The sequence below is a fragment of the Flavipsychrobacter stenotrophus genome, assembly GCF_002954265.1.
Classification (GTDB): Bacteria; Bacteroidota; Bacteroidia; order Chitinophagales; family Chitinophagaceae; genus Flavipsychrobacter; species Flavipsychrobacter stenotrophus.
Map to the genome: position 1 here is coordinate 695,478 of NZ_PPSL01000003.1, position 12,892 is coordinate 708,369.

General features: G+C 43.4%; 14 protein-coding genes. 8 read left to right on the forward strand and 6 right to left on the reverse strand.

Translation table 11 applies throughout. The annotated features are described in order from the left end of the window. Positions 1–58 precede the first annotated feature (58 nt). The 6 genes from CJD36_RS12975 (at position 59) to CJD36_RS13000 (ending at position 5,177) form a co-directional block, all read left to right on the forward strand. The gene (locus CJD36_RS12975) at positions 59–712 is read left to right on the forward strand and encodes a hypothetical protein (protein WP_105039605.1); all 654 of its coding nucleotides are present in this window, start codon (positions 59–61) and stop codon (positions 710–712) included. Between the two features lie 73 nt (positions 713–785). After that, positions 786–1,508: a hypothetical protein gene (locus CJD36_RS12980; RefSeq protein ID WP_105039606.1), complete on the forward strand. Its 723-nt coding sequence runs from the start codon at positions 786–788 to the stop codon at positions 1,506–1,508. Between the two features lie 125 nt (positions 1,509–1,633). After that, positions 1,634–2,392 carry a UDP-2,3-diacylglucosamine diphosphatase gene (locus CJD36_RS12985; RefSeq protein ID WP_105039607.1) on the forward strand — a complete coding sequence of 253 codons (759 nt, stop codon included), beginning with the start codon at positions 1,634–1,636 and terminating at the stop codon, positions 2,390–2,392. A 1-nt stretch (position 2,393) separates the two neighbouring features. Continuing rightward, complete coding sequence (locus CJD36_RS12990) at positions 2,394–2,894, forward strand: SixA phosphatase family protein (RefSeq protein ID WP_105039608.1); 501 nt, start codon at positions 2,394–2,396, stop codon at positions 2,892–2,894. Further along, the gene (locus CJD36_RS12995; protein WP_105039609.1) at positions 2,891–4,372 is read left to right on the forward strand and encodes a RapZ C-terminal domain-containing protein; all 1,482 of its coding nucleotides are present in this window, start codon (positions 2,891–2,893) and stop codon (positions 4,370–4,372) included. Before CJD36_RS12990 ends, CJD36_RS12995 begins: the two co-directional genes overlap by 4 nt. Positions 4,373–4,463: 91 nt before the next feature. Beyond that, positions 4,464–5,177, forward strand: a complete 714-nt coding sequence (locus CJD36_RS13000; RefSeq protein WP_133162637.1) for a hypothetical protein — start codon at positions 4,464–4,466, stop codon at positions 5,175–5,177. A 71-nt stretch (positions 5,178–5,248) separates the two neighbouring features. Here the strand turns inward: CJD36_RS13000 and CJD36_RS23975 are convergent, their stop codons facing one another. The 5 genes from CJD36_RS23975 to CJD36_RS13025 form a co-directional block, all read right to left on the reverse strand. Next, positions 5,249–5,500 carry a CPCC family cysteine-rich protein gene (locus CJD36_RS23975; protein ID WP_105039611.1) on the reverse strand — a complete coding sequence of 84 codons (252 nt, stop codon included), beginning with the start codon at positions 5,498–5,500 and terminating at the stop codon, positions 5,249–5,251. A 28-nt stretch (positions 5,501–5,528) separates the two neighbouring features. Next, positions 5,529–6,089, reverse strand: a complete 561-nt coding sequence (locus CJD36_RS13010; RefSeq protein ID WP_105039612.1) for a hypothetical protein — start codon at positions 6,087–6,089, stop codon at positions 5,529–5,531. Positions 6,090–6,131: 42 nt separating this feature from the next. Beyond that, positions 6,132–7,535 (reverse strand): toxin-antitoxin system YwqK family antitoxin, encoded by a 1,404-nt coding sequence (locus CJD36_RS13015; protein ID WP_105039613.1) that lies wholly within the window; start codon positions 7,533–7,535, stop codon positions 6,132–6,134. A gap of 366 nt (positions 7,536–7,901) precedes the next feature. Further along, positions 7,902–8,492, reverse strand: a complete 591-nt coding sequence (locus CJD36_RS13020) for a carboxymuconolactone decarboxylase family protein (RefSeq protein ID WP_105039614.1) — start codon at positions 8,490–8,492, stop codon at positions 7,902–7,904. A gap of 214 nt (positions 8,493–8,706) precedes the next feature. Next, positions 8,707–9,252, reverse strand: coding sequence for a peroxiredoxin (locus CJD36_RS13025; protein WP_105039910.1), 546 nt, complete (start codon positions 9,250–9,252; stop codon positions 8,707–8,709). Between the two features lie 292 nt (positions 9,253–9,544). Between CJD36_RS13025 and CJD36_RS13030 the strand changes: the two genes are divergently transcribed. Next, complete coding sequence (locus tag CJD36_RS13030; protein ID WP_105039615.1) at positions 9,545–10,252, forward strand: hypothetical protein; 708 nt, start codon at positions 9,545–9,547, stop codon at positions 10,250–10,252. A gap of 228 nt (positions 10,253–10,480) precedes the next feature. Continuing rightward, positions 10,481–11,569: a 1,2-phenylacetyl-CoA epoxidase subunit PaaE gene (gene paaE, locus CJD36_RS13035; RefSeq protein WP_105039616.1), complete on the forward strand. Its 1,089-nt coding sequence runs from the start codon at positions 10,481–10,483 to the stop codon at positions 11,567–11,569. Positions 11,570–11,676: 107 nt separating this feature from the next. Here paaE and galE read toward each other — a convergent pair whose 3' ends face one another. Beyond that, positions 11,677–12,717: a UDP-glucose 4-epimerase GalE gene (gene galE, locus CJD36_RS13040; RefSeq protein ID WP_105039617.1), complete on the reverse strand. Its 1,041-nt coding sequence runs from the start codon at positions 12,715–12,717 to the stop codon at positions 11,677–11,679. Positions 12,718–12,892 lie beyond the last annotated feature (175 nt).

Consider the following 12,892-nt stretch of genomic DNA (forward strand, 5'->3'; position numbering starts at 1 on the left):
GGCAAATTAAATGCGAACAAAGTATACATTAAAATCAAAATTTTATTAATTTTCAGTCATGAAACGAATATCACTTATTACGCTATTCACGCTCCTGAGTTTTACAGGATTTTCCGCTACGTTTTTCCAGATATGGGGTGGTGCCGGTATAGCCACTAAGCATAACTATGATGCCGGTATATCGGCGGGAATGAGCTTTTTTAAAGGATTTCCTTATCGGGTTAATGTTGGCGCTTCTATTTTCCTACAGCAGTATAATCTTTACTACGATAGAGAGAACAGCCAGCTGGTAGGCGGGAGCATCAGGCACAACAGTACTTATGCGTTTGTCTCGCCAGTCATAGATCTGCGCATTGGTAAATACGGTAATACGCATTTTTATCTTACCGCTGGTCCCGGCTTTAATATGAATGCAGTTGACACACTCCACAAGTGGGACCGTCAGGGGGCAGTTACTTATGATAGCACTATAGGCAAGCCGGAGAATATTAATAAAATGGTAGTTCGGTTAGGTATGGGGCTTAGCGAATATTTCCCTATCAGTCAGAAATTATACATGAATATTACCGAAGATGTAGGCTTTCTTGCCAACAAACTCAGTGAGACCAACGACCCGTCAGACGCCAAGATCAACAACAATGTAGGCCAGATATTCAGGCCAACTTACATTTCTATAAGGATAGGGTTTGGGTGGAAGTTTGCTAAAAAGTAGCCATTACCCCCGAAACTCAAATAATTCTTCAGTTTTTCTCGCTTACAAATGAAAATTTGCTTATTTTTCGCCCATGAAATGTAAAATACTTACACTACTATTATTGGTTTGTGCTGGTTATTCCTTTGCTCAAAACAGGATAGGGCTTGAGTTGGGAGCCGGAAGACCTACTTTCAGCAATGGTGCTAATTCATCTGTTGCAGTGCCTGAATACAATGTGCGATATACACTTACAGGCGATTTTTACTACCTCCGCAGGGTAGCTCACCATTGGTACCTAGGTGCTAATGCAGGCTTTGAGCAATATTCTTTTGAGTATGAAAAGAGAGTGCCTGATGCTACTAACAGTGGTGTTGTAGGTACTAATGTGATACACAAAAGTTCTTATGTGCATTTCGCACCTACTATAGATCTTGGCGTGGGTAAGTTTCGCGAATACCTTCACTTCTATGCATTTGCTTCAATAGGCTTTAAGGTATCTGGCGATCAGACTACACGCGAGTATCATACTTCATCATTTACCGGTGGTATCTTACCACTGTATGATTCTACTTATGCCAGCGGTTACAGGGTTAATCCTGTTGCCTTACGTTTCGGATTTGGTCTGAAGCAGCACTTCCCGTTGACAAAAACATGGCAGGCTACTATCAATGAAGGTTTCAGTTTTATGCCTGCAGGCGATCTGAGCCAGCCCGATGCTACTGCCGGTGCTAATTTCCATCCTGGTTACCTTACACTTACTTTTGGTGTAATGCACAAGTTCAAAGACACTTACAGAAGAGAACGTGATAAATAAGTTCATTCTGAACAACATATACATACCCTGCATTATTTATGCAGGGTATTTTTTTTGTATAAATTGTGGATTACTGACCATGATCTTATTCTTTTACACCCCCTTTTAAGTAACTTTGCACCCTCATGGAATTGCCAAAAGGTAAAAAGGTATATTTCGCCTCCGATTTTCATTTGGGGATTCCCGATCGTGCTACCAGCATAGAGCGTGAAAAGCGCTTGTGCAACTGGCTCGACGAGATAGAAGCCGATGCCCATATCCTATACCTTGTGGGCGATATATTCGACACCTGGTTCGAATACAGGCATGTGGTGCCCAAGGGCTTTACCCGTTTCCTCGGTAAGCTGGCCGCACTGAGTGATAAGGGTTTACAGATAGAAGTATTTACCGGTAATCATGACCTGTGGATGCAGGGCTATTTTGAGGAAGAAATGAAGGTGCCGGTACATTACGGACCTATAGTGAGAGAGTTTAACGGTAAGCGCTTCTTCATAGGTCATGGCGATGGCCTTGGCCCCGGAGATCATGGCTACAAGATCCTCAAAAAAGTAATGAGCAATAATTTCTCGCAGTGGCTCTACCGCAGGCTCCACCCCGATACTGGTGTGGGTATGGCAGGATGGCTGAGCAGGCTGGGACCCAAACACGCAGATACGCCGGAAGTGAAATTCCTGGGCGAAGAGGAGTGGCTGGTGCAGTTTGCCAGAGAAGAACTAAAGAACGAACCTATTGATTATTTTATATTCGGGCACAGGCATATTGCAATAGAATATCCCTTGACTGATAAAAGTATGTATGTTAACCTTGGAGACTGGATACGGTACGATAGTTATGCCGTGTTTAATGGAGAACAACTGAATTTAAAATTTTATAAGGCCAGGTAATATGCAACGCACTTTAGTGATGATCAGGCATGCCAAATCGAGCTGGGCAAATCCGCTGCAAAGCGATTTCGACCGTCCGCTTAACGAGAGAGGCAAAAGAGAGGCGCCGGAAATGGCGGAAAAGTTGAAAGAGGCAGGTATTATGCCCGATCTTATTATTTGCAGTACGGCCAAGAGAACACGGCAGACTGCCAAGAGAATATCGGAGGTGTTGGGCTACGATCTGGCCAATATCCGCTGGGAAGAAAAGTTGTATCATTGCATACCTTCTGTTTTTGAAGAGTTGCTGTATGAGGTTAGTGATAAGGTGAAGACCGTGTTTATCATTGCGCACAACCCCGGAATAACAGAGTTCGTTAACCAACTGTCGCCCGATTTCAGCACAGACAATATGCCACCATGCGGCATGGTAGCCACAAGGTTCAAAGCCGAAGAATGGAACAGGTTTCCATTAGCAGAAAGAAAAGTAATTTTATTTGAATACCCTGAAAAGAAAGCATGACACCCACTAAAACTATAGTACAGATATCTTCTATATTAGAAAAGCTTTTTGAAGAGCATTTTGAAAAAAAGGTAGAGGAGATGGAAGCCCTTGCCGTTTCAGGCTCAGACAGGCGCTACTACCGCATTTCAGGCGGTGGGTCGGTGGCAATAGGCACGTACAATGCCAATGTAGCCGAGAACAACACCTTTTTCTATATTACCGAGTTATTCCGCAAGCATAAAGTAAATGTTCCCGAGGTTTATAAGATCAACAAAGACAGGCGCGCCTACCTGCAGCAGGATCTGGGCAAGACCTCTTTGTTCGACCTGGTAATAAAGGATGGCTTTACCGATAAGAACCGTAAGCTGTATCATGCTGCCATGGCTCAGTTGGCCAAGGCCCAATGGATAGCAGGTCGCGAAGCTGATTTCAAACAGTGTTTCGCATCTAAGCAGTTTGATGAGAAGGCGATCATGTCCGATCTGCTTTACTTCAAATACTACTTTGCCGATCTGCAGAATATCCAATACGACCGTTCATTGCTCATAAGCGAAATGGAATTGCTGAGTAAAGACCTGGGTCGTGTACAGCCGCAAACATTAATGTATCGCGACTTCCAGAGCCGCAACATAATGGTGTATGAAGGCAAGATCTACTTTATCGACTACCAGGGCTTTATGCAGGGCCCGCCGCAGTACGATATTGCATCCCTCCTTTGGCAGGCACGAGCACAGCTGCCTGCTGCCTGGAAGGAAGATCTGCTGAATGGCTACATCAGCACCCTAAATGAATTGCATGTACCTCGTATGGATGAGATTTACTTCCGCAGGGGCTATGTGCAGTTTGTGTTGGTAAGATTGCTGCAGGTATTGGGTGCTTATGGCTTCCGTGGCTTGTTGCAGCACAAGGCGCACTTCATTAACAGCATAGGTCCGGCATTGAAGAATCTCGAAATATTCCTTGCAGATCATCCTCAGACACCGGCATACCCAGAATTAAGATCATTGCTGGAAAAAATGTCTGCACCCGATATGCAGGACAAATATGCGACTACCCGTGGCAGTGAGCAATCAAAGCTCACCATACAGGTGTCCAGCTTCTCTTATAAAAATGGCATACCTAAGTCTGCCGGTCAGCATGGCGGTGGTTATGTGTTCGATTGTCGGGGTATCCTTAATCCGGGCAGATATGCTACCTATAAGCACCTGACTGGTAATGATGAAATGGTACGCCAGTTCCTGGAGCGCGAAACACGTATGCCCGACTTTATGAACCATGCCAATGCATTGGTAGCCATTAATGTAGAGGATTATATGGCGCGTGGTTTTGAGCACCTGGATATTGCATTTGGTTGCACAGGTGGTCAGCATAGGTCGGTATATGCCGCTAACCAGATGGCGGAATATCTGCGCTCACGTTACAATCTTGAGGTTACAGTAAGCCATCTCAATGAAAAGAAGTGGGTATTGCCTGATGCGGCCAAGACCGAAGAATAGTGTGCTCAAAACAAATTAGCATATAAAATTTATCTCAGATATTATCAACAAATAAAATTGATGTGTATCTTTCAACTTTAAAAGACAACAAATGAGAAATTGCGTTTTACTTTCATTGCTCACTTTGACCCTGTTGGCAGGTTCTTGCTCTAAAAGCAGCACCAACCCGCCAATATCTATTCTTGTTGATACAGTGACCAATGCATACCTTAACCATGACGATTCTCTTCACCTGCCTTTTGAGGTGAGGTTTCTGACCGGTAACTTTAACGAAGAGGTTTCTTTGACCATAGAAGGCTTGCCACCAACAGTAAAGATGGTGTATGATACCATTAAGGGTATACCTACATTCACTGCCGATTTCGTTTTATACACTACTTCAGCTGCTGCTCCATTGGGTTACTATCCGGTAAGACTGGTTACTTACAGCTATTCTACTGGGTACAAAACATACGATTTCACATTGGGAGTAGTGCACTACAACTGTTCTTCTTTCCTTACCGGTAGCTATACCTGCCAGAATGCATGTGCCACCAGCAACTATAACTACACAGCTTCTGCATCAGCATCAGGCAACAACATACTGAATGTGGTAAACTTTGGTGGATATGGTTTGAACACCAATACCCGCATCAACCTGGATTGTAATACAGATTCTGTTACCATTACAAGGCAGCTGATCGGTAATGGTGTAACCGTTACAGGCCATGGCCACTTTGAAGCTAACAAGCTGGTGATCGCTTATACAGCTGAGAACATTCCTACAGGCGGCAATGATAATTGCACCGTTACAATGAACAAATAACTACGCACACACAATCATAAAAACTGAAAGGCATACAGCAATGTGTGCCTTTTGTTTTTTGGGAATAACGACTATCGTGGCTTCATCTCTTCTTCCGTTGGCTTTCTCACGTGTTCTTTAAACTGTAATTCAACAACCTCATATTGCTTATAATTCGCTTTTGCTTCCTTCAATGAAACGTGATTCGGGCCGCCACTATCATCTGGATCTTCATTCTGGACCGCACAGTCTTCCCAAAAGCAGACAGGACATATATCATAGATTGATCCCTCTCCCAGAGTATAATATCCACAACATGCGCACTGTGTGTCTTTACCATTCATTTCCTACTGATTGATTGTTCTTAATAATCTACCTCCCAATTGTTTTATGCCGCCAAACCGCAATAATATTGGTGTCTGCATGATACTCATCCGGGCTGTTCTCTAATAGTCGTTCACGAATATCGAGTGCCTTGTCTATATCATCTATAAGACCAAATTCATTGATATCGCTTGGCGTGTAGGTCTCCCAAAAACCACCGCAATTGCTTAGCGCACTGGTAGTATAATCCTTGTCCAGCAGCTCATAACCCATGAACTCATACCCCTCAAGAACTACATCCTTACAATCATCTTCCGGCTCTACAATCACAGCCAGCATATTGAATTTTTCCTGCGGTTTTATGTGCGCAAGTGCATACTCAGGCGTACTGAAGAAACTGGTGATCATTTCATCATCTACGATGCTATGTGCCCAATACTCTTCTGCATCATAGTCATGCGTAACCAGATCTTCATTCAGCGCCTGGTCCAGCGACACCAGTTCTGTAAGATGATCCAGATGGCTCCATTCCAGGTAACTCTTCCAGTCGGCTTTATCGCCTGTATTTGTTGCACTATAGGGAGCACGTGCGGTATAGTAAAAGGTCATGTGGTTATGTTATTGTGGGTAAAGTTCGGGGATTGTTTTATGTTATGGTTGTTCATGCTTCAATCTTTCCAAAACCATCTCTTCGTCATTGCCAGATATAATTCTAAAATGATAAGTTTTTACTCCTTTCTTTGTTTTGTAATCTAGTGTGAGCTTGTCAGCTATGATGTGCCATTTCAATACGTCATAGCTAATATCCTTGCCACATTCAAGATAATCTATCTGTTCTACTGTGTTATCAAATCCAAATACTAGTTTGGGTGTCACCATCAACATAGGCCTGGAAGAAAATACAACTTTTCGTTTATTAATAGATCTATTAACGAACCAGAAATGGTCTGTAAGAAGTGTAAGGTATTCAGTGCGAAGTGTGTTATTTACTTCGTGGCCAATGCTGTCATAATGATGCCATTCGTTGTTGCTATAGTCCGCTGATGTTCGCGGTTGTCCGTTTTTATAGTGCCAGTTCCACTGCCCGAATCGTACCCCCTCTTTGTAATATCCATCGTAGGCCACGACACCATTAGCGAATGTCATTAGCCAGTGATTATTGCGTTCCGGAATATCACTAAAAAGCATTTCAACCACAGGAAAATCATGATAACTGTCTATGGAAGTGCAGCAACCAATGGTGTCAATGTGGTCGGCATGAGGATAGCTCCATGCGGATGAGAATTTATTGCCATACTCATCTATACGATATCGGCTCACTAGTTTACCCGCTTTCTTTATTTGCTCATCATATGTATCATTATTTCCTATCCTGCGATACTTAGGGTGCTTGTTTTGATCAAAAATGGTCTTACCAGTTAATACCCCGTTTTCATAATACTCGTCAGCGGTGTCTATAACTATCGAATTGCCATTCCCTACAGTTTGTCGGCCATCTTTGGTCCAGGAATTTAGCAATAGCATTTTGTTATTCACGAATCTATATTGCGACGATATTCTTTCCGTATCTTTTAAACACTTTTCATCATAATAATAAGTCCAGATACTGTCCTTGAAGCCATGTTTTATAGAGCCTTTATAAACAATTTTGCCATTCTCCGAATAAATTACAAACGGACCATCTACAACTCCGTTTTTGTATATGACACGATGCTCCACATTGCCATTGGAGTGGTATCCTATTTCTTCTCCATTCCTCACGCCCTGCGCCCAGTTTGCATCCAGATATCTAAGCGTATCTCTGAAATAATAGTGGCTCTCTCTACCGTTCTTTAGTCCATTTACAATTAACACCCCGGAGGAAGGAAATTGTTTATACTCTTCCTTCGAATCATAAGAGCGATAATACCCGTCTTTAAGGTGGTTATTGAAAGTCCATACTTTATTCTCCCTATGCATGTACCGCTTATAGCCTTCATTCACCCAAATGGTATCTTGTGCCAATGCACGGGTGCAGTAGGCAGAAAAGAGGACTATGGTAATCAGAAGGCGCATAGTGATATAGATTTACTATTATTCAAATTTACAAACGTCGTTTACTAAAAGACCATGTGCTTCGTGAATTAGTCGGCTTCGTATTCTGCTTGGCACGAATGCAGCTCAATATTAAATTGATCCTCCTATCGCTTTCCTCTGCACTAACAGCCTTTTCGCTACCATCCTTATAAGCGGCATACCTTCTATCAAGCTCTCTTCTAAACTCAGCGCTGTATACTGTAGTTTTCTTTTTTCTTCGTATCAAAGTATCCCAAATTTACCAAATCCTTTCCAACAAAAAAGGCCACGCATCCATGCATGGCCCTATTCTCTTTTCCTATTTGGAAACTCATTTTCACATTTTCATATTTTCACACTTTCACATTAAATCGTCACACACAACCCCTTTATTACAGCACCCAGGCGAATGGCATCATAGATACGTGGTTCGCTCGCGCCCTGCTCCTTTACTGAATGTTCGTGAGAGGTTACACAACGCTCACAGCCATTTATAGCAGAGAGCACAAGACTTATCAACTCAAACAAGCCTTTACCCATTACCGGGCTCATCATCACACTCATGCGCAGTCCGGCAGGTGTTTTGTCATAATATTCGTTACCACCCATAAAATGGCGGAAACGATAGAAGATGTTGTTCACGTTCATGATAGATACGCACGCATGTACCTCAGCTATTTCTTCATCGGTTGCGCCTTCTTTCTTGGCCAGGTTTTCAAAAGCTACAGTAAGCACATCATGCTTTTCATTAGCAGCGGCAGATAGGGCAACCATGTAGGCTTCCTTCTTCGTCATGTTCTTGCTGTTCAGCATGCCGCTTACATTCAGCTTCAGGTCGCGTATGCTTTTGCTATCTACGGCAGCCATGCGGGCAAGCGGTATAGAAGTATGTTCCGGATCGATACCCAAGTCCTGGAACAGGTTCATTATTGTTTCATTATTCGTAAGTGTACTCATATCTATGGTTGATTTTTTTTTAAGTCGCGGAGTAGAAAAACATACATCCTCTCATAAATTACAAAAGGTGTGCAGCCAAGCTGCACACCTTCTATTTTCATTGGTTTATTTAGTCACTGAACAATGAACACTCATTGTCAAATTGTCTCATTGCCGAATTGCCAAATTCTAATTGAGCCATTAAGCCATTGCGCAATTGAGCCATTCCAGGCGATTAGCCCAGCGTTTCTTCACCCTTGGTCCAGTTGCATGGGCAAAGCTCGTCTGTCTGCAAAGCATCCAATACACGCAATACCTCATCTACATTACGGCCTACGCTCAGGTCGTTGATAGATACCCAGCGAACAATGCCTTCCGGATCAATGATGTAGGTAGCACGGTAAGCAACCTTTTCGTCTTCTGTAAGAATACCCAGTTCTTCAGCCAGGCTCTTAGAAGTATCAGAGATCATAGGGAAGCGCAGGTCCTTAAGATCTTTGTGGTTCATTCTCCATGCGTGGTGCACGTATTCGTTGTCTGTTGACGCGCCAAGCAATACAGTATCGCGGTCTGTGAAATTGTTGAAGTTCTTGTTGAACTCAGCGATTTCAGTTGGACACACAAAAGTGAAGTCTTTAGGCCACCAGAACATTACAGCCCACTTACCCTCAATATCCTGGTTGCTGATGTTCTTGAATTCTTTGCCTTGCTCCAATCCTACTACCGATTTCTTGTCAAATTGGGGGAACTTAGCTCCCACAGAAACGAAATTGTTTGCCATAATATTTTGTTCTTTTGTTTTGTTTGCACAAAGGTCGCTGTAAAAACAGAGAATACACAAAGAATGACTATTCTGTTTAGCTATGAAAAAATAAGAAAATTCAATAAGGCCACGTGTGGCGCGGGTTTCAGCCAATCAGCCGGAAACTACTGATGTTCGTCATTGGTAAATAGAAGATATATATTTATCAGTATCTGGTAGTCGCTGTACGTACATGCTTTTATTATTGCGCCGATTGTTAATGATGGCATTGATTATCAGGAAATCATTACTTTCGTAGCGTTACCGAACTATGTGGCTACTCGATCTATTTAAAAATAAAGGAAAGGCTTCTGCCGAACAGAGTACTCAAGCTTCTTTTGAAGAGAACCTGCTCAAGCAGAGCGTGGACTTCATTCCCAGTCATTTCCGCAATTCGCAGACTTACGCCAACATCGTTGAGTTTTTGTCGCACAACCAACTGGATCTTGCCCTGAAAAACCTGGTGAAGCTGGGAGATCAACCGGGTTACTTTTTTAATAACGATTACTGGATAGAACTTTCGCTTGCCGCACAGCGCCTTAATATGCAGGCAGAATACCAGTTGTGCCAGCAAAAGCTGGAGATCAACAAGATCAATAACATCGTCCTCTACAAGGGTATAGTGATCGAGAAGATATCTGATGATACTTACAAGCACTATATCTCTGACTACCTTACCAACGAAAAGAATGAGGAGCGCAGGGCTAAAGACGGCCTGAACGAAATAAGGGGCACTAACGGCTTCCATATGCGGAGTTACGGCAAGGAAGGCACTATTTACTACATCACCAACAAGCGGGTATGCGAGATAAAATACCAGCTCTCTCGTCCGCATGGTGGTATTATCATTTACAAGTATTCTTATGAGTACTGGGTATTGCCTATTCGCCAGCGCATGAGCGACCACGAGAAGGAAGAACTGCAAAAGGAACTCACCGAATGGCTGAAAACTGAATTCCTCACCCCCGAATTTGAGTAACATTTATCGAACCTCAGCTGCAAACAGGTACGTAGAGACGCAAGATTTTGCGTCTTCACATAACACGAGTCATCGGGATGTATTCGTTTTGTGGCACTCAGCAGCTCTTCGCGCGCTCTGCCTATACATAAGCGAAAACTGAACTTTGCGCCCTTTGCTTGAAACTACAGAACACATACCACAAATGGGCTCAAATAATATCCTTATTTGTTTACCTTTGCCCCGCTTATGTCTGCACTTAAATTTCATACTTTAAAGGTTACTAACGTCCGCCCGGAGACCGCTGATTGTATTTCTGTATCGTTGCAGGTACCGGAAGACAAATCCGAACTGTTTCGATTCATTCCTGGTCAGTATCTTACTTTCCGCACTACACTCGATGGCGCTGAGCTTCGCCGCTCCTACTCTATCTGTTCCAGTCCTAAGGATGGTGAACTGAGAGTGGCTATCAAGAAGGTAGAGCAAGGCAAATTTTCTACCTATGCGCATGGATCGCTGAAGGCGGGAGATATGCTGGAAGTAATGCCGCCAATGGGTAAGTTCACACCAAAGCCATCGGAAGGGAAAGCTAAGTCTTACCTGGCATTTGCAGCCGGTAGCGGTATAACGCCTATCATGAGTATCATGAAGACTGTGTTGGAAGATGAGCCCAACAGCACATTCACCTTGGTATATGGCAACCGCTCCAAGAACTCTATCATCTTCCGTGAGGCTATTGAAGCACTGAAGAACACGTATATGCAGCGTATGCGACTGTACTATGTGCTTAGCCGCGAGTATATGGATATTCCATTGTTCAGCGGACGTATCAATGCTACCAAGGCACGTGAATTCTGCTCTTCACTTATAGACCTGGGTACTATAGATGAGGCGTTTCTTTGCGGCCCGGAAGACATGATCTTATCACTGAAAAGTGAGTTGGCCGATATGGGCATGCCCGTAGAAAGAATACACCTTGAGTTATTCACTTCTCCCGATCAGCCAAAGGCAACACATGAGAAATGGGCTAAGGAACATAGCGAGGATAAAGGCCCGATGAGTAAGGTATCTATAACGCTGGATGGTACTACCACTATTATGGATGTGCCTTTCAACAATGAGAGCATACTGGACGCCGCACTACGCAATGGTCTCGACCTGCCGTATGCCTGCAAGGGTGGTGTATGCTGCACCTGCCGCGCTAAGGTAATGGAAGGTGAAGTAGAGATGGAAGTAAACTATGCATTGGAGCACTACGAAGTAGAACAGGGCTTTGTACTTACCTGCCAGTCGCACCCCCGCACAGAGACAGTAGTCATCGACTTTGACCAGAGATAATTTGAAACGTAGATTTCGCGAATGATAAATGAGAATAAAAAAACGTGGCACCATAGGTAGCCACGTTTATTTATTTTTATCAGTTTTTTCATTGAGCCATTGAGCCATTATACTGCTTTCTCCTTCGCCGCTTCAGCCAGTATCTTTTCCCATTTCCATGATGTATCCATCATTGCGTCAAGATCATATTTAGTTTCCCAGCCCAGCAGCTTGCGCGCCTTGTTATTGTTGGCATAAACCTCTACCACATCTCCATCTCTACGCGGACCTACATTGTAGTTGAGCTTCAGGCCCGATACTTTTTCAAAAGCTGTTATCAGTTCCAATACCGATACACCATTACCTGTACCCAGGTTGAAGATCTCGCAGTTACTCTTGTTGCGGTCGTCCATAATGTACTGTAGCGCACGTGTGTGTGCATTGGCAATATCACATACGTGAATGTAGTCACGCACGCATGAGCCATCTTTGGTATCATAGTCTGTACCAAATACTGTCATTGATTCGCGCTTGCCTATAGCTGTTTGTGTGATCACCGGAACAACGTTTTCTGGCTTCTCCATAAACTCACCTATAAAGCCACTTGGGTGTGCGCCCGCAGGATTAAAGTAACGTAGCAGTATGGTATTGAAGTGCTTGTTTACATTGGTAAAATCTTCGCAGATAGCCTCACCCACCTGCTTGGTACGCGCATATGGCGACTCTGCCGGGGCGAAAGGAACTTCCTCAACTACCGGCAACTGGTTGGTATTACCATATACCGAGCATGATGAAGAGAACACAAAATTGGTCACATCAAATTCTTCGGCACACTGCAACAGGTTGATGAGTGAATTGAAGTTGTTCTTGAAGTACATCAGCGGGTCTGCTACCGACTCTGGTACGCTCTTGTAGGCCGCAAAGTGGATAACACCGGCAATATCCGGATTCTCCAGAAATATAGCCTCGGTATCATCAATGTTACAAAGATCTACCTTGTAATTCTTAATTGGCTTGCCCACTATCTTTTCTATACCTGCCAGCATCTTTGCCGATCCGCGCGACATATTATCTGCAGATATTACCTCGAAACCATTTTGTATGAGGTCAACTATTGTGTGCCCGCCTATATAGCCGCAACCTCCTGTAACCAATATCTTCTTACCCATTGTAGTAGTAGTTTGTGTATTGCAAATATAGGGTTATGCAAAATTCAAAAGCCAAATCCTCAGCATCACGCATTAAAAAGATAAACACAGACTTCATAGAGGCTGAATACGATATAAAGCGAATGTAATGGTGGAATAGAGATGCTCGATGTTGTAAAAATTCAAAAAGTCCACC